Genomic DNA, 18,686 nt, shown 5'->3' with positions numbered 1-18,686 from the left:
AATAGCGGTTCATCGTCGGGCAATGTTTACATTCGTAATCGATGGGCGCATAGAGAGTTCGACAGCGCAAAACCGGGGAGGTCACGGCGCATGAGCAAGAGCGACGACACAAAATCCGACAGGATCAGCGAGGCCGAGCTTGCCGTGATGGAGGCATTGTGGGCCAACAGCCCGGCGAGTGCATCCGACGTATGCGATGCCGTGTGTGCAGAACGTGACTGGTCGATGCCGACGGTCAAGACTTTGCTCAGCCGCCTGGTAACGAAGAAAGCCGTGGCGACACAGCCCGACGGGCGCCGCTTCCTTTACACCCCGCTGCTGGAACGGGCCGATTATGCCGGCACCGAATCGAAACGTCTGGTCGAGCGGCTGTTCGGCGGTCGCGCTGCGCCGTTGCTGGCGCAGCTTGCCGAAGCCGAAGCGCTGACCGACGACGATCTGACTGAAATCGAAGCATTGCTGAAGGAGTTGCGGCAATGAGCTGGCTTGCATCGACGCTGGTATGGACCGGTGTGCTGCTGGCCGCCGTTCTGCTGCTGCGCCGCCCCGTGGCGCGCCATTTCGGGCCGCACGCCGCCTATACGCTGTGGCTGCTGCCGTTTCTGCGCCTGTTGCTGCCGCCGATTGTCCTGCCCGCATGGCTGGCCCCGGCTCAGCAGACGATGCAGCATACGATTACGACTACGGAAACGGTGCTGACAACGACCAGAGTCCCCCTGGATGCCAGTGCCGTTTCCGTTTCGGCCCCCGCTTCTGCCTCGGCTGGCGCGATGGCTGTTACTTATGCCGACTGGTTGCCGCTGATCGCCGGGCTGTGGCTCACGGGTGCCGCAGTGCTGCTGGCATGGCGCTTTTCCGCTTATTTCCGGATGCGGGGCGAACTGTTGCACAATGCGCGGCCAGTGGGCGAAGCGGGGCGTATCCGCCTGCTGGAAAGCCCGCAGGTCGATTCCCCGCTGGCGCTGGGCGTGATCGATAAACTGATCGTGCTGCCGCCGCATTTCATGGCGATGCACGATCGCCGCTCGCGCGATCTCGCGCTGGAGCATGAATTCGCACACCACCGGGCCAACGATCTGCTGGCCAATATGCTGGTGCAGCCGCTGTTCGCGCTGCACTGGTTCAATCCGCTCGGCTATTACGGCTGGCGCGCCATGCGGCGCGATCAGGAGGCCGCCTGCGATGCCCGCGTGATGGCGGCGCGGGGCCGGGCAGAGCGGGCGGTATATGCCCGATTGATCGCTGCACAGGCAGCGGGACCGAGAATCGCACTGGCAGCTCCGATGGCCTGCCCGGTGTTGGGGGACGCCTCTATTGTCCATCGGCTGAGGAACCTGACCATGACAGAGATTTCGCGTCGCCAGCGCATTGCTGGCCGTGCCCTGATCGGCGCCGCCGCACTGGCTCTGCCGCTTACGGCATCGATATCTTACGCGCAGGCCGAATTGCCTGATGTACCCGAAGTACCCGCGGTGCCCCATGTTTCCGACGTTTCGGACGTTTCCGCTGTGCCGCCTGCGCCGCTGGCCCCGAATGCGCCCGCGACCTATACCGTGGATGATGCATTCTCCGCGCCCGGTGTATCTGCTGTATCGGAAGTTGGCGATGTACCGCCAACGCCGCCTACCCCAGCTACGCCCGCTGTCGCGGTTACACCTGCGGTGCCCGCCCCCCCGGCAGTGCCCGCTGCGCCGCGCACAGGCTATACCGTGCGGGTTCACGACACCGCGAGCGACAGAACGGGAGGCACAACGCGCCACGAAGCGCGCGAATGGGCGTGGACGACAAGCAGCTCCGCCATCGATGAAAAGGCGCTTCGCAAACAGATCGAACGCGAAGTCCGCGCCGCCCAGGCCGATGCGGCGAAGGCGCGCAGTGAAGCGGCGAGGGCACACGCCGAAGCGATGGCCGAAATCGATCGTATGCCGGAGATCGACACCAACTGCGTAACCAGCGGGCAGACTGCAACCAGCAAGAATGGCCGCCGTGTGGTGCAAGTCTGCACGAACCAGATCATGGCCTCGGCAGTGGACGGCATTCGCTCTGCGCGCGAGGAAATCGCTCGCGATTCCTCGATGTCCGATAGCGTCCGCAAAGAAGTGCTGCGTTCGCTGGATCGGGAAATCGAGCGGCTGAGCCGCAAGTCGAGCCGGAGCTGATCCGGGGACGAAGTTCGGCAGCGGGGGGGTGTTCCGGCGAGAGCCCTTGTTAGCGAACACCGTCACCCCGGCCCACGAGCCGGGGTCCAGCTTTTAACTGGCACCGCGCCCGAAGAATAGCGGGGCCCCGGATCAGGTCCGGGGCGACGGTGGGGGTTGTTCCTGTCTCTCCGCACTCGTCATTGCGAACGCAGTGAAGCAATCTATGGGGAGAGGGTGCCACCCATCGCACTGGTTGTGATGGAGGCGAAGAATGGTCCATGGATTGCCACGTCGCCTGCGGCTCCTCGCAATGACGAGGGGGGATACCCGCGATAGTATTGGCCGAGCATCGGCAGTGCGGCCTCCTACCCCCGAACCAAACCCACTCCGTGCCTTCGTGCCTTCGTGTGACACACTGTCACCTGACACCCCCTCCCAGTGCAAGAGTTGCGATGGAGGCGAGGCTGCGATCAACGGCTTGTCACACCGACCTTTCCCGCACCGTCACCCCGGCCTCCGAGCCGGGGTCCAGCTTCTGTCAGCACGCATTGGAAGAACAGCGGGGCCCCGGATCAAGTCCGGGGCGACGGTTTGGTGTGATTATGCCTCCGCGCTCGTCATTGCGAACGCAGTGAAGCAATCCATGGGGAGAGGGTGCCGCCCATCGCATCGGTTGCGATGGAGGCGAGGTTCGGGCCATGGATTGCCGCGTCTCTACGCTCCTCGCAATGACGAAGGGGGGCGGCGGTGGGTCGGGGAATGGTTAGGCCCGATGCCGAGGTCGGTCGCTGCCGGGGGTTTCCCCGCCATAACCGTCACCCCGGCCCCCGAGCCGGGGTCCAGCTTCTGTCAGCACCGCGCCCCGACTTCAGCTTAGCCGGACATATCGATCGCATACGCTGTCGTTGCCGCTTTCCATCCCCGCGCGCAGGGCTTCCATGCGTTGCGCGCTGGAGCCGTGGGTGAAGCTTTCGGCATCGACCTGGCGACCGGCGTTCCGCATCAGCGTATCGTCGCCAATCGCGCTGGCGGCGGTCATTCCTTCCTCGAAATCGCCGGGATCGATCAGGTTGCGGTTCTTGCCCGCCCACACCCCGGCATAGCAATCGGCCTGCAATTCCATGCGGACCTGCAACTGGTTGCTGGCGCGCGGGTTCTGTTGTTGCGCGCTGCGGATCGCGTCGGCCACGCCGGTCAGTTTCTGAATATGGTGACCGTATTCGTGGGCGATCACGTAATAGCGGGCGAAATCGCCCTTCGCGCCAAGCTGTTGCGCCATCTGGTCGTAAAAGCTGGTGTCGATGTAGATCCCGTGATCGGCAGGGCAATAGAACGGCCCCATCGCCGATTGCGCCGCACCGCAGCCGGAATCGGTTCCACCGCTATAGAACACCAGTTCAGGCTGTTCGAAGCGGACGCCTGCGCGCTGGAATTCGGGCTGCCATGTCTGGTTGAGCGATTGCAGCGCGTTGCATGCTTCGGTGGCATACTGGTTCTGCGTACACAGTTCTTCGGCCGATTGCGGAGAGGTGCGCTGCTGCGTGGCAGGGGCGGTCGATGCGCCGTTCTGGTCCAGTCCGCTGAGCATCTGGCCCGGATCGACCCCGAACACCAGCGCGCCGATCAGCACCAGCACTAATGTGCCGCACCCGACTCCGCCCGCGCCGCCGCCGGGAAATCCGCCGCCGCCGCCGCTGCCACCGCCGCGCACGCGGATGTTGGCCGGGTTAAATCTGTCGAGCCGCATCGGTCTGCCCCCTTGAATCGCATCGAACAGGCGGCCTGACGCCGCTTTTCACGTGTTTGGTCTGGACAGGCACGGCGCGCAGCGCAAGAGCGTGATTGTTAAGAACCCCGCGAAAAACCCATCAGGAGGTAAAAATGTTCCTATCCGGCAAGCGCGCTCTCGTCACAGGTTCCACTTCGGGCATCGGGCTGGGGGTCGCCCGCGCGCTTCATGCGGAAGGGGCGCAGGTCGTGCTCAACGGCTTTGGCGACGAAGCCGAAATCGCGAAACTGGTGGAAGAGCTGGGCGCGAGCCACATCAACGCCGATCTGACCACCGAGGAAGGGTGCGAGGAATTGATGGCCGGGGCGGGCCCGCTCGACATTCTGGTCAATAACGCCGGGATGCAGCACGTCGCCCCGATCGATGAATTCCCGGTGGCGAAGTGGAACGCGATCATCGCGCTCAACCTGACGGCGGCATTCCATACCACCCGGCTGGCCGTGCCGCATATGAAGCAGCAGGGGTGGGGGCGGATCATCAACACCGCCAGCGCGCACTCGCTCGTCGCTTCGCCGTTCAAGAGCGCTTATGTCGCGGCCAAACACGGCATCGCCGGGCTGACCAAGACCGCCGCGCTGGAACTGGCGCAGACCGGGGTGACAGTGAACTGCATCAGCCCCGGCTATGTCTGGACGCCGCTGGTTGAAAACCAGATCCCCGATACGATGAAGGCGCGTGGAATGACCCGCGAACAGGTCATCAACGATGTGCTGCTGGCGGGCGAGCCGACCAAGAAATTCACCCAGGTCGAAGAAATCGGCGCGTTCGCGGTATTTCTCTGCCGGGAAGAAGCGGCGAACATGACCGGCGGCAATTATACGATGGATGGCGGCTGGACCGCGCAGTGACCAAGTCGCGTGTGTGCCGCTCGCCAGGAATCCTCCGGGCCGGTCACAGTTGTCATACCCGATACCGGGAAATCGCGTTCTTCGGGTATGCAGAGCAGGTTTTTGGAAGAGATGCCGAAAATGTCTCCCTTCACTCCACGGAAGTTGTCGGGCCGGTAGAGGTCCACCAGGCTCCAGTACATGGTGTATCGGTATTCGGAGAGGATCGCATGAAGCTCAGCAAATCGCTCTTCCCGGTCCGCCTCCAGATAGATGATCGGCCGATGGCGCCGGATCGCGTCGGCGGCGCCTCTCAAGGCCTCGCATTCCATCCCTTCGATATCGATTTTCATGAAATCGAGTTGCTGGAATCCCATCTGGTCGATGGTTGCCAGCGATACGATGTCCCCGTGACGGTGCTGCCCCAGTTCCAATCCGCCAAAATTGTGCGGCACTCGCGGGTCTGACTCTGGCACTTCGATCACGCCGCTTTCCGCCCCGATGGCATATTGATAGGCGAAAACATTGGTCAGATTGTTCAGGGCAATGTTGGCGCAGAGCGTCTGAAATACGAGGCGCTGGGGTTCGAACGCATAGACTAACCCCTGATTCGCCAGTTGTGCCAGGCCGACAGTCAGTGACCCTATATTGGCGCCGATCTCCACCACCACCATGTTTGGCGTGACCATTTGTGAAAATAATTCATGTTCTCTGAATGAGTATTCTCCATATATTTTCAATGATTTACCAATATATATATCATTTTTATTGTAAAGAATTAATCCAAATTCGGTCTGCGTTAATTCATTATAGCCATCTTGGTTAATTTTAACCATATATTATCGCCTTTGGTCGCCAAAATGGCAATGCAATTAAGGTAAATTACCTAGATGATTCGTTATGTCGATAATCTCTCTTTTACAACAGAAAGATGTCGCCTAATCGATATCCTGCGGCATTCGGATGGCACAGGCGAAGGGATTTAACGAAGTGGTTGAGCGGTTGGGGTCAGGTTTTCGCGCCCTGCTGGTGCTTGCCCTGCTCATTCTCGTCCCCGCGTGCACTCATGGCGGAGTGCCCGCTGCGCCGCGCCCCGCCGACAATGCTGCAATCGAAACCCGCCTGATGCGCGATATCGCTACGCTCAGCAGCGACGATTTCGGCGGGCGTCAGCCGGGCACCGATGGCGAAGCGAAGACTCTGCGGTTCCTCTCGCGCGAATGGCAGGCGGCGGGGCTGACGTCGGGCACCAACGATCCGGCGCACCCGTGGTTCGCCCCGGTAGAGCTGGCCTATAGCAGCCCTGCGACCAGCACAGTGCGTTTCGTTCGCAAGGGCCGGACTGTGCCTCTGCCTGACAGCGGAGTGGCGATGTTCGCCTCCGGTGCGCGCGGGCTGGTCGAACTGGCACCGGTGGTGTTCGTCGGCAACGCGGGCGTCGATCTGGAGCGGTCCGAACTGGCGGGGCGGGTCGCGCTGATGCTGTGGGATCATCCCGGCGATGCCGATCAGCGGGAGGCTTTGCTGCGGCAGGATGCCGCCGCTGTGATCGCAGTCGTGAAAGACGATGCGGAGCTGGCTCATCTCGCCAATGATCGGCGGCGCGGCCACTATCGCCTGAAAGCGACCGAGGCGGTGACGACGCTCGACGGGTATATCACCCGCGAAGCGGCAGATAAATTGCTGGGCGCCGGGCGGATCGAGGAACTGGAATCCGCCGCCGCGCAGGACGATTTCCGCCCGATCCCGCTGGGCATAAGCGTGTCTGTCGAAGCGACATCGTCGGTCGGCACAGCGAAGACATTCAACCTGATCGGCCACCTGCCGGGCAAGCGTCCGCAAGATGGCGCGGTGTTGCTGATGGCGCACTGGGACCATTTCGGCAGCGCCTGTGCCCCCGCCGATGCAGCAGATCGGATCTGCAACGGCGCAGTGGACAACGCCAGCGGCGTGGCCGTTCTCAACGAACTGGCACGTCAGCTTGGGGCAGGGCCGAAGCTGGACCGCGATGTCTATTTCCTTGCCACTACCGCGGAAGAGCGGGGGTTGCTGGGGGCACAGGCATTTACCGAAAATCCGCCGGTGCCACTCGATTCGATCGTTGCGGCGTTCAACCTCGACAGCGTGGCGATTGCCCCGGCGGGCTCCGCATTCGGGATCGTCGGGCTGGGGATGACCGATCTCGATGCTCCGATAGAGCGGATCATCCGTGAAAGCGGTGGCGAGATGGGCGACCCTGCGCTGGCCGCGCAATTCGTGCGGCGGCAGGACGGCTGGGCGCTGTTGCAGCGCGACGTGCCGACAGTGGCGGTTACCACAGCCTACGGTGCGGAAAAGGCGCTGCAGCGGTTCATGGACGAACGCTATCACAAGCCGTCCGACGAGATTGACGGGATCGAACTGGGCGGAGCGATCGACGACTTGCGGCTGCACCTGAAACTGGTGCGCTTCTTCGCCGATCCGCTGCAATGGCCGACGGAGACAGGGAGTAAGCGCGCGGGGCCGTAGGGGGTGTGGGGATGGTTGGGCCTCTCCCCGTTCGTCATTGCGAGCGTAGCGAAGCAATCCATGGAGTGAGGGTGCCGTCCATCGCAGCGGCTGTGATGGAGGCGAGGTTCGGGCCATGGATTGCCACGTCGCCTTGCGGCTCCTCGCAATGACGAGGGGAGGGGGTGAGATATTGGTTGCCCGCCCGTTGGCTTCTCCATCTTTACCCCGTCACCCCGGCCCCCGAGCCGGGGTCCAGCTTCCACTCGCCCCGCGCTGGAAGAAAAGCGGGGCCCCGGATCAGGTCCGGGGCGACGGGGTGGGGTGGTCAAACGTCTCCCACTCGTCATTGCGAGCTTGGCGAAGCAATCCATGGGATGACGGTGCCGCCTCTCGCAACCGATGCGATGGGCGGCGAGGTTCGGGTCATGGGTTGCCACGTCGCCTGTGGCTCCCCGCAATGACGAGGGGAGGAGCGACGGCAGGCGGCGCATCACATATCCACCGTGCCAGAGCAAAATTGCGATTGGCCCTAGCGGTTGTCACACAGTCTCGTTAGATGGGCCGCCACGACTCTCCCGGTGAAAGCAATCCAGTGGCACACGACGATATCCCCCTCGGTCTAACTTTCGATGACGTTCTTCTGCGTCCGGCCGAAAGCGACATTCTCCCCAGCATGGCCGATACCCGCACGCAGCTTACGCGCGATATCGGGCTGAATATCCCCATCCTTTCTGCTGCAATGGACACTGTGACAGAGGCCGATATGGCGATTGTCATGGCGCAGATGGGCGGGATCGGTGTGCTGCACCGCAATCTGGAGGTGGACGAACAGTGCGCCGCCGTGCGCGCGGTCAAGCGGTTTGAAAGCGGGATGGTGGTCAATCCGATCACGATTTCGCCCGATGCAACGCTGGGCGATGCACAGGCATTGATGATGCAGCACCGCATCAGCGGCATCCCGGTGACAGACCGCGATGGCAAACTGGTGGGCATCCTCACCAACCGCGATGTGCGGTTCGCGGAAAACGCCGGTCAGCCGGTGCGCGAACTGATGACGGCCGAAAATCTCGCGACTGTGCCGCTGGGCACCAGTCAGGACGATGCCCGGCGGATGCTGCATCAGCGGCGGATTGAGAAGCTGCTGGTGGTGGACGATGCATTCAAATGCGTCGGCCTCATCACCGTCAAGGATATCGAGAAGGCGGTAACCTATCCCAACGCCACCAAGGATTCGACCGGCCGCCTGCGGGTGGCTGCGGCGACCACAGTAGGCGACAAGGGCTTTGAACGGACAGCGGCGCTGATCGATGCCGAAGTCGATGTGGTCATTATCGACACCGCGCACGGGCATAACAAGGATGTCGCCCGTGCGGTCGAACGGGCCAAGGCGCTCTCGAACTCGGTGCAGATCATCGCTGGCAACGTTGCCACCGCAGAAGCGACCCGTGCGCTGATCGATGCCGGTGCCGATGGTATCAAGGTCGGTATCGGGCCGGGATCGATCTGTACCACGCGTGTCGTCGCCGGTGTCGGTGTGCCGCAGTTGACAGCGGTGATGGAATGCGCGGCGGAAGCCGCCAAATCGGGCGTGCCGGTGATCGCCGATGGCGGTCTGCGAACGTCGGGCGATGCGGCCAAGGCGCTGGCCGCCGGTGCCTCCGCCGTGATGATCGGTTCGATGCTGGCGGGGACGGAAGAATCGCCGGGCGAAACCTTCCTCTATCAGGGCCGTAGCTATAAATCGTATCGCGGTATGGGCAGTGTCGGCGCGATGGCGCGCGGCAGCGCCGACCGTTATTTCCAGCAGGACGTGTCCACGCTCAAACTCGTACCCGAAGGGATCGAGGGACAGGTGCCGTACAAAGGCCCTGCGAAGGATGTGGTTCACCAACTCGTCGGCGGGATCAAGGCGGCGATGGGCTATACCGGCAGCGCGACGATTGCCGAACTGAAGCAGCGCGGCAAATTCGTGCGGATCACCAACGCCGGGCTGGCGGAAAGCCATGTCCACGATGTCGCGATCACGCGAGAGGCACCGAACTATCCGACACGCTAGGCTCAGGGCCCATTGCTGGCACCATTGAGGTTTGAAGCAAAATGGCTCAGCGCAAGGAGAAAGGGCGCAGTAATATGCTAATATTTCAAGACCTTTTGACGCCGCGATGGGCCATTTTGATCAAATCCCTGCAGGACGTCCAAATGGCTTCCATCTCAGGCCAAACTGCCCTTGGAAAGGCATATAGCCTTCCCGGCGGGCAGTTTGGCCCGATATGTTCGCCATTTGGGCGCCTCAACGGTGCCAGTAATGGGTCCTGAGCCTAAGGCAGCGCGGCGATGACCCCGGCAGCACGGGTTCAGGCAGCGATAGAGCTGCTCGACGCAGTGATCGCCGCGGCGCAGGCGGATGGGGCGCCGGCGGATCGGCTGGTTTCCGACTATTTCCGCCAGCGCCGCTATGCCGGATCGAAGGACCGGCGCGCGGTGCGCGAACTGGTTTATGCGGCAATCCGGGCGTGCGGGCCGATTCCGTCCAGTGGGCGAGCGGCGATGCTGCGTCTGGCGCAAGTCGATCCGGCGATTGCTCCGCTGTTCGATGGCTCCACCCACGGGCCGCAGCCTGTTGGCGAGGGCGAGCCGGCGGCCGCTGGCGGTGTCGCGCCCGATTGGGTGGAAAGCGCGCTGGCTGCATCGGGTGTCGCGGGCGGCGATGCGCGTGCTTTGCTCGACCGGGCGCCGCTCGATGTGCGGGTCAACACGCTGAAGGCGGCGCGCGATATCGTCGAATTGCCCGAAGCGGGTGAACCGCTGGCCGCGCCCAACGCGCTGCGGTTCGCGGCGGGCACGCCGGTCGAACGGTGGGATGCCTATGCCGCCGGGCAGATCGAGGTGCAGGATCACGGCAGCCAGATCGCTTGCATGGCAGTGGCCGCGCAGCCGGGTGAAACGGTGATCGATCTGTGCGCCGGGGCCGGGGGCAAGACGCTGTCGTTGGCAGCGGCGATGGACAATCGCCGCACGCTGCTGGCGTGCGATACCGACCGTGCGCGGCTGTCGAAGCTGGCGCCACGCGCCGAACGCGCCGGGGCCGGAATGATCGAAACCCGCTTGCTCGATCCGGGCAAGGAACTGGCTGCGCTGGCAGATTATGCGGGCAAGGCGGACGCGGTGCTGGTCGATGCCCCGTGTTCGGGCACTGGCACCTGGCGCCGCAAGCCGGAAGCGAAGTGGCGGCTGACGCCCGAACGGCTTAACCGGTTCGCAGCGGTGCAGGGGCGCTTGCTGACTATCGCGGCGGAACTGGTGCGGCCCGGCGGGCGACTGGTATTCGTCACTTGCTCTCTGCTCGATAGCGAAGGGGCGGGGCAGATCGATGCGTTTCTGGCGGCGCATCCCGAATGGTCGGCCGATGCGCTGGCTCTGCCGCTGGGGCACACACACGGGAAAGGCTGGCGGCTTTCGCCGTTTCACGACGGCACGGACGGGTTTTTCGTCGCAAGCCTGTCTCGTGCGTGTTAACGTAACGCAGTATGACCGACGCAATCGAACAGCTCAGGTCCGAACCGATGGAGAAAGTAATGCGTTTTGCTGCCCCTGCCGTTGCAGTTGCACTGGTGCTCGCTGTCAGCGCGAGCATGGGGCAGGGGGCCGACCGCACACTCGATCCGCGCGCTGCCACGCTGCAACAGGAAGGGAACGCCGCACTCGCCGCCGGGCAGACCGAGCAGGCCGTCGATGCATTCGAAGCGGCACTGGCCATCGATCCCGGTGCGCCGCAGCTGTATATCGACCTTGGCGATGCGGCCCGGCGCAACGGTTTGCAGGGCAAGGCGATCCGGTATTACCGCGATGCCATGCGGCTCGACCCGCGCAACCTCGATGCGATTTCGGGTGAAGGCGCGGCGCTGGCGGAAAAGGGCGCGATCGACAAGGCCAACCGCAATCTCGCCAAGCTGCAAACGATGTGCGGCGATAACTGCCCGGAAACCAAGCTGCTGGCCGCGGCTATTGCTAAGGGGCCGCAGCCGCGCGTGCTGACCGCAGAAGCGGTAATGCCCGATGCGAGCGTGACTCAGCAGAATTGAGCCGGGCGTAATATCGCGCGCTATTTTCGCTGAACTGGCGGAGGCGGATGCGTCTTCTCCCTTCATTCGTGGCCCCGGACGTGATCCGGGGCTACCCTGTTCTTCGTGCACGGGGCTGGTGAAGCTGGACCCCGGCTCGGGGGCCGGGGTGACGGGGGTGGGAGGCAATCAAGCTGTTAGCTTTAACCCCACCGCCTCCGCTCGTCATTGCGAGGAGCCGCAGGCGACGTGGCAATCCGTGGGCCGCGTGTTGCCACTCAATTATATCGGGCGCGATGGGCGGAAACGGCAGCCCGTGGATTGCTTCTCTGCGTTCGCAATGACGAGGGCGGGTGGGCGTACATGCCATACTCCCCGGTTAGGCTCGGTATTCCCCGCATACATTCGCCCCACCTTACATCGTCGCCCCGGACCTGATCCGGGGTGACGACAGGCATGGGCGGGAAATGGCGATGCCACCGCCGCCCATCGCTCAGATCAGTTCACGGAATTCTTCCAGAACAGTGCGATAGACGCGCTTCTTAAACGGAACGATCAGATCGGGCAGTTCGTCGGGATCGATCCAGCGGTATTCGCAGAATTCCGCCGGGTCGTGCGCGTTGAGGTCGATTGCGGCATCGTCCCCGTGGAAGCGGGCGAGATACCAGATCTGTTCCTGCCCGCGATACTTGCCGCCCCACAGCTTGCCGATCAGTTCATCGGGCAAGTCGTAGCGCACCGGCTCGCTGATCGCCTTAAGCAACGTGATATTATCGGCAGTTACGCCGGTTTCCTCGGCCAGTTCGCGCAGGGCGGCGGTTTCGCCGTCTTCGCCCTTGTCGATTCCGCCCTGAGGCATTTGCCAATGCCCGCTATCCTTGTTGTCGATACGCATGCCGACGAACACTTTGCCGTCGGCATTCACCAGCATCACGCCCACGCAGGGGCGGTAACCGAGTTCTGTCACTCGTAAGTCCTCAACTATAGCGCGCAAGCATCTGTTTTACTTCGGCAAGGAATGCCTCGGATGCAGCCTGAGCGCTGGGTAATGCCTTTCGCAGGTTCACGAAACCGTGAACGATTCCGGGAATCTCCATATAGGTCACATCGATCCCGTGCGAGATCAGTTTTTTCGCGTAGTTGCGCCCCGAATCGCGCAAAGGGTCCAGCCCGGCGGTCATGATTACGGTCGGCGGGCTCTTGCTCAGTTGATCGCTGAGAGCGGGATACATCCGCGTACTGCTTTCATCGGGGGCATAGCTGCTGGTGAAGTAGTTCATCGCGCGCGCAGTCAGCAGGAAGCCTTCACCGAAATCGCGATAGCTGTCGGTTTCCTCGATCGCGCTGGCGACGGGATAGATCGGCGCCTGCACGATCACCGGCACCGCCGCGGCCTTTGCGGCCAGTGCCTGCGTCACGACGATAGTGAGATTGCCGCCTGCGCTATCGCCGGTGGTGACGAGGCCGGTCGCTTTGCGGCCCAGTTCGGCGGGATTGCCCGCGACCCACCGCGTTGCCGCTTCGCAATCGTCCGCTGCCGCCGGGAAGGTCGCTTCGGGGGCGAGGCGATAGTGGACGGCCACAACCGGCAGATCGAGCTGGTGGGCGATTTCGGTGCAGAACGCATCGTGCGTGTCGAGATCGCCGATCACGAATCCGCCGCCGTGGAAGAACATTACAATCGGCCCCGCCTCGCGGCTGTCGCGCGGGTCGTAAAGGCGCAGCGGGATGTCGCTTGCCGGGCCGGGGCAGGTGAGGTCGCGCTTCACTGCCAGCGGGCGCGGATCTGCCTCTGCCAGTGCCCCCATCGCCGCATATTGCGCGCGGGCATCGGCAACGGGAACCTCGTCGATTTCAGGGCCGCCGATCTGTTCGAGCATCGCCAGCAGGGCACGCACATCGTCTTTCACATACAGGTCCGCCATCGCTCTCTCCGTCATTATCAGTTTCGATTCGGGATGATTATGCACGGCTGTGTAGCTTTTCCACTCGACTTTTTGTTTCGCGAGGAGAAAAACTTGGTTGAGGCAGAGAGGGGTGGGGCCTAGTGCCCCGCTCAGGACAGGGCGCCCCTATGGCGCGCGAGTAAGGAATGCATATGGCTACCCAAGCCGCCGACCAACGCGAAGCTGCGGTCAAATCCGAAAACCCCGAAGCAGTCGTCGTCCGGTTCGCCGGCGATTCCGGTGACGGAATGCAATTGACCGGCGGCCAGTTCACTCTGTCCACCGCGCTGGCGGGCAACGATCTGGCGACGTTCCCCGATTTTCCCGCTGAAATCCGCGCCCCGCAAGGTACGCTGTTCGGTGTATCGGCGTTCCAGATCAACTTCGGTTCGACCGCTATCGAAACTGCGGGCGATGCACCCGATGTACTGGTGGCGATGAACCCGGCGGCGCTGAAAGTGAACCTGGCGGCGCTGAAACCCGGCGGGCTGATTATTGCGGACACCGGTGAGTTTACGAAGCGCAATCTGGACAAGGCGCATTACACCGCCAACCCGCTGGAAGATGGCAGCCTGGCGCAATACCAGTTGCTGGCGTTCGACATCAGCGCGCACACGGTCGAAGCGGTCAAGCCGTTCGGGCTGGGCAACAAAGATGCCCTGCGCTGCAAGAATATGTGGACGCTGGGCCTTGCGCTGTGGATGTTCGACCGCGATCGCAAGCCGTTGCAGGAATGGCTGAAGCAGAAATTCGCTAAGGCGCCTGACATTGCCGACGCCAATATCGCCGCGCTCGATGCCGGCCATGCCTATGGCGAAACGGCGGAACTGTCCGGCCCGCTGAAGCAGGTGCATGTCGATCCCGTTGCGACCGAACCGGGCCTGTACCGCACGATCACCGGTGCGGAAGCGGTCAGCCTCGGCCTCGTCGCCGGGGCGCAGCTTGCGGAATTGCCTATGTTCTTCGGCGGCTATCCGATTACGCCTGCCTCTGCGATCCTGCACCATCTGGCGCGGCTGAAGGAATTCGGCGTCACGACGTTTCAGGCGGAAGACGAAATCGCCGCGATCTGTTCCGCCATCGGCGCAAGCTGGGCGGGGCAACTGGGTGTCACCAGTTCATCCGGCCCCGGCATCGCTTTGAAGACAGAGGCCATCGGGCTGGGCATTATGACCGAGCTGCCGCTGGTGATCGTCAACAGCCAGCGCGGCGGCCCCTCCACCGGCCTGCCGACTAAGACCGAGCAGAGCGATCTCTATCAGGCGGTCTATGGCCGCAACGGCGATGCGCCGATGCCGGTGATCGCTGCGCGCAGCCCCGCCGATGCGTTCGAATGTGCCATCGAGGCTTGCCGTATCGCTGTGGAATACATGACCCCGGTAATGCTGCTGACCGATGGCTATATCGCCAATGCCGCGGAACCGTGGAAGGTGCCCGATCCGGCATCGTTCGCGGCATTCCCGGCACGCTTCCTGACAGAGAAGAACGCCACCGACGTGGAAGGCAACGCGCAGTTGCTGCCTTACAAGCGTGACGAGAAGGGCGCGCGCCCGTGGATCAAGCCGGGCACGCCGGATCTGATGCACCGTATCGGCGGGATCGAGAAGGATTCGCAGACCGGCAACATCAGTTACGATCCGGCGAACCACCAGTTGATGACCGATCTTCGCAAGCAGAAAATCGAAGGTATCGCTGTGCCGCCGCAGGATATCGCGCTGGGCGAAGGGGCGGGCAAGCTGGCTGTCGTCGGCTGGGGCAGCACGTTCGGCCCGATCCATCAGGCGGTTCGCCGTGCGCGGCGCAAGGGGCTGGAAGTCAGCCACATCCATGTGCGCCACATCTGGCCGATGCCCGCCAACCTTGGCGAATTGCTGAAAGGTTTCGATAAAGTGCTGGTGCCGGAAATGAACACCGGCCAGTTCAAGACTGTGCTGCGCGATCAGTTCCTTGTGGATGCACAGCCGCTTACCAAGACCAGCGGGCAACCGTTCAAGATTGCCGAACTGGAAGCCGCGATCGAGGAGGCGCTGGCATGAACGACATGACTCCTGTGCAGACCACGCTGAAAGACTGGGAAACCGATCAGGAGGTACGCTGGTGCCCCGGTTGCGGTGACTATGCGATCCTGAAAGCGGTGCAGCGCACTCTGCCCCAGATCGGTGCGGACCCGTCGAAAACCGTGTTCATATCGGGCATCGGCTGTTCCAGCCGCTTCCCCTATTACATGGAAACATACGGGTTCCACACGATCCACGGCCGCGCACCTGCGTTCGCGACCGGGGCCAAGCTGGCCAATCCCGAACTCGACGTGTGGCTCGTCACCGGTGACGGCGATGGCCTTTCCATCGGCGGCAATCATCTGATGCACGTGCTGCGCCGTAACGTGAACATGCAGATCATGCTGTTCAACAACGAGATTTACGGTCTGACCAAGGGGCAGTTCAGCCCCACCAGCCGCGAAGGCACGCGCAGCCCGTCGACCCCGTACGGCAGCTTCGATCACCCGGCCAAGCCTGCGGCGTTCGCGCTGGGTGCCGGGGCGCGCTTCGTGGGACGTGGGTTCGACGTGTCGAAGAACCTGCCCGATGTGCTGAAGGCAGCCCATGCCCATCAGGGCGCAGCCTTCGTCGAAATCTTCCAGAACTGCATCGTCTATAACAAGGACGTGTTCAACGACTTCGCCGCGCCCAAGGGGGCCGAAGATCGCCAGCTGTGGCTGGCCGATGGCGAACCGATGCTGTTCGCCAAGGGCACCAAGGGTATCGCGCTCGACCGCGATGCGCTGGCGCTGAAAGTGGTCGATGTCGAAGGCGACGACTGGCAGAGCGCGGGCGTTCTGGTCCACGATGTCACCAATCGTTCGGTCGCGCATATGCTGGTGGAATTGCCGTTCGGTCCGTTCCCGATGGCACTGGGCGTTCTGTACGACGATCCCGCACCGACGTTTGAAGCGGGGGTCGCGGCGGAACACGACCGGGCCGTGGAAGGCAAGGAAAACAACCTCGCCAAACTGCTCGCCAAGGGGCAGACCTGGACCGTTAGCGGAACCGCGCAAGACCCGATCTGACGGGGCATCGCGGGGTTTCCTCGCGGGGCTGTCCTACAGCCGGCAGGTCATGGCATCACGGGTGCCATGACCTATGGCTCTGGCGATTTCGGCATTCTGCGTAAGTCATTGAAATCCAGTGGGCGTTTTTGCTCTCTGGACAGTGTAACATGTGGTCCATGTCTCCTGCTCAGTCGCCGGGGTCGAATCGCTCCGCCATGTGGCTGTCAGCGGCTCTGTCGGCTGTCGGGCGCAGCGCGGCTGCGGCCAGAAATGCCCAGCCTGCGCCGCCCAGCCAGCCGGCGATCACATCGCTGGGGAAATGCACCCCCAGCCATACCCGGCTCCACGCGACCAGCAGGCTTGCCGCCATCGCCGCGCCGATCAGCGTGTAGCGCACCGAATGCCGTGCGCTCAGGCTGGCGAAGGCAAGCGCCGTGGCGATGAACACCACCGCGGCATTGAAGCTATGCCCGCTGGGGAAACTGGCGCCGCCTGCTTCCATCAGGTGCGGCACGATTTCGGGGCGCGGGCGGCCGACCAGCAGCTTGATCCCGAAACTGACGATCCAGCCACTCATAACCGTCAGGCCAAGCAATACTGCTTCACGCCGCAGCTTGATGAACAACAGCGCGACGATTGCGCCGATGGCGAACAGGTTGCGGAGCAATACGCCGCCCAGCGCCGTCAGATCGCGCACCATTTCGAGCAGGACCGCAGGGCCGCGCGGCCCCAGCTTGTCGCCTTCGCGCCAGAACAACAGGCCCATCCGGTCCAGTGTGCCGGTGCGGTCGGTCGTCACCAGCCAGACCATCAGCGCAAATCCGATCCAGCACAATGCTGCGACAATCAACGCTTTGGTCCGATCGATCCGCCAGCCCCGTTCGGGCAAAACAATGGTGTCGGTCGGCAAGTGTGCGCCGGTCTTGTCTGTTGGGTTCATGAAGACAGGAACCGCCGGTGTTGCCCCTCGTTCCGAAACACATGACCGCTCCGCAGATAGTATGGCTACGCAGGGATTTGCGCCTTGCCGATCATCCTGCATTTCATACTGCCGCGCAAGCCGGGCCGGTCATCCCGGTCTATGTGCTGGACGACGATGCAGCGGGCGATCATGCCATCGGCGGGGCGTCGCGGTGGTGGCTGCATCACAGCCTGGAAAGCCTCAGTCGCTCGCTGGCGCGGCGCCATTCGCGCATCGTTCTGCGGCGCGGGGATGCTGTCCGCGAACTGGCGAAACTGGTGGAGGAAACCGGGGCAGAGGCGGTCCACGCCCTGCGCCATTACGAACCCTGGTGGCGCAAGGCGCAAGGCAAGCTGGCGCAACGGATCGACTTGCGGCTGTACGATGGCAATTACCTGATGCCGCCCGGCGCAGTGACCACCAATGGCGGCGATCCGTACAAGATCTACACTCCGTTTGCGAAGGCGGTGCTCGACCAGATGCCGCCGCGTGAATGCCTGCCTGAACCCGGCGTGCTCCATTCGCCCGATCGCTGGCCCGACAGCGACGATCTGGGCGAGTGGGAGCTGTTGCCGACCCGTCCCGACTGGGCGGGTGAGATCGCGGCTTTCTGGCAAGTGGGTGAAGCAGCGGCGCACGAGCGGCTGGAAGAATGGTCTGGCGATGTTGCCCGCTATGCCGAAGCACGCAACCTGCCATCGCAGGACGGATCGAGCCGCCTGTCGCCGCATCTCCACTGGGGCGAGATATCGCCTGCACGGGTCTGGCACCGGCTCGACGGGCGGCGTGGGGAAGGGTGGGCGACGTATGCCAGAGAGCTGATCTGGCGCGATTATGCTCAGAACGTGATCTGCCAGTTCCCCGGCTATGCCAGCGAAAGCTATCGCGATGGCTATGCCGGTCTGTGGCGCAACCCCCATCGTGGCCACCTGATCGCGGAGGAGTTGCAGGCCTGGCAGCGGGGGAGGACCGGCTACCCCATCGTCGATGCGGGAATGCGCCAGTTGTGGCAGACAGGATGGATGCACAACCGGGTACGGATGATCGCGGCCAGCTTTCTGACGAAACACCTGCTGATCGACTGGCGGCACGGCGAACGCTGGTTCTGGGATTGCCTGGTCGATGCCGACTTCGCCAACAACCCGGTGAACTGGCAATGGGTGGCCGGAACAGGCGTCGATTCCAACATGTTCGTGCGGATCATGGCGCCGCTGAGCCAGAGCGAGAAGTTCGATGCGGCCGGATATATCCGTGAATACGTGCCCGAACTGGCCGACCTGCCTGACGACCAGATCCACGACCCGCCAGACGATTGCCGGGGCGATTATCCGGTGAAGATCATTGACCACAGGGAAGCGCGGGAACGCGCGCTCTCCGCCTGGCGCGCGGCGAAGGAGGAGGGTTGAATTGCCACCCGTGCCG

15 protein-coding genes are annotated in these 18,686 nt (G+C 63.1%); 10 read left to right on the top strand and 5 right to left on the bottom strand.

Annotation, left to right across the window (positions count from 1 at the left end; translation table 11 throughout):
* Positions 1 to 90: 90 nt before the first annotated feature.
* Together CV013_RS13030 and CV013_RS13025 are read left to right on the top strand one after the other, a co-directional pair.
* A complete protein-coding gene (locus CV013_RS13030) occupies positions 91 to 480 on the top strand; it encodes a BlaI/MecI/CopY family transcriptional regulator (RefSeq protein WP_102156130.1) in 390 nt (129 codons plus the stop codon).
* A complete protein-coding gene (locus tag CV013_RS13025) occupies positions 477 to 2,159 on the top strand; it encodes a M56 family metallopeptidase (protein WP_102156129.1) in 1,683 nt (560 codons plus the stop codon). Before CV013_RS13030 ends, CV013_RS13025 begins: the two co-directional genes overlap by 4 nt.
* Before the next feature lie 850 nt (positions 2,160 to 3,009).
* Here CV013_RS13025 and ypfJ read toward each other — a convergent pair.
* Positions 3,010 to 3,888, bottom strand: coding sequence for a KPN_02809 family neutral zinc metallopeptidase (gene ypfJ / locus CV013_RS13020; RefSeq protein WP_102156128.1), 879 nt, complete (start codon positions 3,886 to 3,888; stop codon positions 3,010 to 3,012).
* A 134-nt stretch (positions 3,889 to 4,022) separates the two neighbouring features.
* Here ypfJ and CV013_RS13015 point away from each other — a divergent pair, with 134 nt between their 5' ends.
* Complete coding sequence (locus CV013_RS13015) at positions 4,023 to 4,778, top strand: 3-hydroxybutyrate dehydrogenase (RefSeq protein ID WP_102156127.1); 756 nt, start codon at positions 4,023 to 4,025, stop codon at positions 4,776 to 4,778.
* On the opposite strand, the gene CV013_RS13010 is transcribed toward CV013_RS13015, so the two are convergent.
* On the bottom strand, positions 4,745 to 5,593 hold the full coding sequence (locus CV013_RS13010; protein WP_102156126.1) for an FkbM family methyltransferase: 849 nt from the start codon (positions 5,591 to 5,593) through the stop codon (positions 4,745 to 4,747). The genes CV013_RS13015 and CV013_RS13010 overlap by 34 nt on opposite strands.
* A gap of 127 nt (positions 5,594 to 5,720) precedes the next feature.
* Here CV013_RS13010 and CV013_RS13005 point away from each other — a divergent pair, with 127 nt between their 5' ends.
* From CV013_RS13005 to CV013_RS12985, 4 genes are all read left to right on the top strand, one after another.
* The gene (locus CV013_RS13005; protein ID WP_102156125.1) at positions 5,721 to 7,265 is read left to right on the top strand and encodes a M28 family peptidase; all 1,545 of its coding nucleotides are present in this window, start codon (positions 5,721 to 5,723) and stop codon (positions 7,263 to 7,265) included.
* A gap of 538 nt (positions 7,266 to 7,803) precedes the next feature.
* Positions 7,804 to 9,303: an IMP dehydrogenase gene (gene guaB / locus CV013_RS12995; protein ID WP_102156123.1), complete on the top strand. Its 1,500-nt coding sequence runs from the start codon at positions 7,804 to 7,806 to the stop codon at positions 9,301 to 9,303.
* Positions 9,304 to 9,581: 278 nt separating this feature from the next.
* Positions 9,582 to 10,763, top strand: coding sequence for an RsmB/NOP family class I SAM-dependent RNA methyltransferase (locus CV013_RS12990; RefSeq protein WP_102156122.1), 1,182 nt, complete (start codon positions 9,582 to 9,584; stop codon positions 10,761 to 10,763).
* Positions 10,764 to 10,774: 11 nt separating this feature from the next.
* Positions 10,775 to 11,329, top strand: coding sequence for a tetratricopeptide repeat protein (locus CV013_RS12985; protein ID WP_223805308.1), 555 nt, complete (start codon positions 10,775 to 10,777; stop codon positions 11,327 to 11,329).
* A gap of 472 nt (positions 11,330 to 11,801) precedes the next feature.
* Here CV013_RS12985 and CV013_RS12980 read toward each other — a convergent pair whose 3' ends face one another.
* Both CV013_RS12980 and CV013_RS12975 read right to left on the bottom strand, forming a co-directional pair.
* A complete protein-coding gene (locus CV013_RS12980) occupies positions 11,802 to 12,275 on the bottom strand; it encodes an RNA pyrophosphohydrolase (protein ID WP_102156121.1) in 474 nt (157 codons plus the stop codon).
* Between the two features lie 10 nt (positions 12,276 to 12,285).
* Positions 12,286 to 13,233 (bottom strand): alpha/beta hydrolase, encoded by a 948-nt coding sequence (locus CV013_RS12975; RefSeq protein ID WP_102156120.1) that lies wholly within the window; start codon positions 13,231 to 13,233, stop codon positions 12,286 to 12,288.
* A 173-nt stretch (positions 13,234 to 13,406) separates the two neighbouring features.
* On the opposite strand from CV013_RS12975, the gene CV013_RS12970 reads away from it, so the two are divergent.
* Both CV013_RS12970 and CV013_RS12965 read left to right on the top strand, forming a co-directional pair.
* Complete coding sequence (locus tag CV013_RS12970) at positions 13,407 to 15,290, top strand: 2-oxoacid:acceptor oxidoreductase subunit alpha (RefSeq protein WP_102156240.1); 1,884 nt, start codon at positions 13,407 to 13,409, stop codon at positions 15,288 to 15,290.
* Complete coding sequence (locus tag CV013_RS12965) at positions 15,287 to 16,321, top strand: 2-oxoacid:ferredoxin oxidoreductase subunit beta (protein WP_102156119.1); 1,035 nt, start codon at positions 15,287 to 15,289, stop codon at positions 16,319 to 16,321. Before CV013_RS12970 ends, CV013_RS12965 begins: the two co-directional genes overlap by 4 nt.
* Positions 16,322 to 16,490: 169 nt before the next feature.
* Here CV013_RS12965 and CV013_RS12960 read toward each other — a convergent pair whose 3' ends face one another.
* Positions 16,491 to 17,243 carry a phosphatase PAP2 family protein gene (locus CV013_RS12960; RefSeq protein ID WP_102156118.1) on the bottom strand — a complete coding sequence of 251 codons (753 nt, stop codon included), beginning with the start codon at positions 17,241 to 17,243 and terminating at the stop codon, positions 16,491 to 16,493.
* A gap of 41 nt (positions 17,244 to 17,284) precedes the next feature.
* Between CV013_RS12960 and CV013_RS12955 the strand changes: the two genes are divergently transcribed.
* Positions 17,285 to 18,670 carry a cryptochrome/photolyase family protein gene (locus CV013_RS12955; protein WP_102156117.1) on the top strand — a complete coding sequence of 462 codons (1,386 nt, stop codon included), beginning with the start codon at positions 17,285 to 17,287 and terminating at the stop codon, positions 18,668 to 18,670.
* Positions 18,671 to 18,686: the final 16 nt, after the last annotated feature.

It is taken from the genome of Tsuneonella flava (assembly GCF_002870965.1).
Classification (GTDB): domain Bacteria; phylum Pseudomonadota; class Alphaproteobacteria; order Sphingomonadales; family Sphingomonadaceae; genus Tsuneonella; species Tsuneonella flava.
The sequence above is the reverse complement of the archived record's forward strand: the minus strand, read 5'-3'. Positions and strand labels throughout refer to the sequence as shown.

What these genes read in the sequence shown, in the direction of transcription:
- CV013_RS13030 (WP_102156130.1), top strand. Translation starts at nt 91, where the DNA reads ATGAGCAAGAGCGACGACACAAAATCCGACAGGATCAGCGAGGCCGAG.
- CV013_RS13025 (WP_102156129.1), top strand. Translation starts at nt 477, where the DNA reads ATGAGCTGGCTTGCATCGACGCTGGTATGGACCGGTGTGCTGCTGGCC.
- ypfJ (WP_102156128.1), bottom strand. Translation starts at nt 3,888, where the DNA reads ATGCGGCTCGACAGATTTAACCCGGCCAACATCCGCGTGCGCGGCGGT.
- CV013_RS13015 (WP_102156127.1), top strand. Translation starts at nt 4,023, where the DNA reads ATGTTCCTATCCGGCAAGCGCGCTCTCGTCACAGGTTCCACTTCGGGC.
- CV013_RS13010 (WP_102156126.1), bottom strand. Translation starts at nt 5,593, where the DNA reads ATGGTTAAAATTAACCAAGATGGCTATAATGAATTAACGCAGACCGAA.
- CV013_RS13005 (WP_102156125.1), top strand. Translation starts at nt 5,721, where the DNA reads ATGGCACAGGCGAAGGGATTTAACGAAGTGGTTGAGCGGTTGGGGTCA.
- guaB (WP_102156123.1), top strand. Translation starts at nt 7,804, where the DNA reads ATGGGCCGCCACGACTCTCCCGGTGAAAGCAATCCAGTGGCACACGAC.
- CV013_RS12990 (WP_102156122.1), top strand. Translation starts at nt 9,582, where the DNA reads ATGACCCCGGCAGCACGGGTTCAGGCAGCGATAGAGCTGCTCGACGCA.
- CV013_RS12985 (WP_223805308.1), top strand. Translation starts at nt 10,775, where the DNA reads ATGACCGACGCAATCGAACAGCTCAGGTCCGAACCGATGGAGAAAGTA.
- CV013_RS12975 (WP_102156120.1), bottom strand. Translation starts at nt 13,233, where the DNA reads ATGGCGGACCTGTATGTGAAAGACGATGTGCGTGCCCTGCTGGCGATG.
- CV013_RS12970 (WP_102156240.1), top strand. Translation starts at nt 13,407, where the DNA reads ATGGCTACCCAAGCCGCCGACCAACGCGAAGCTGCGGTCAAATCCGAA.
- CV013_RS12965 (WP_102156119.1), top strand. Translation starts at nt 15,287, where the DNA reads ATGAACGACATGACTCCTGTGCAGACCACGCTGAAAGACTGGGAAACC.
- CV013_RS12960 (WP_102156118.1), bottom strand. Translation starts at nt 17,243, where the DNA reads ATGAACCCAACAGACAAGACCGGCGCACACTTGCCGACCGACACCATT.
- CV013_RS12955 (WP_102156117.1), top strand. Translation starts at nt 17,285, where the DNA reads ATGACCGCTCCGCAGATAGTATGGCTACGCAGGGATTTGCGCCTTGCC.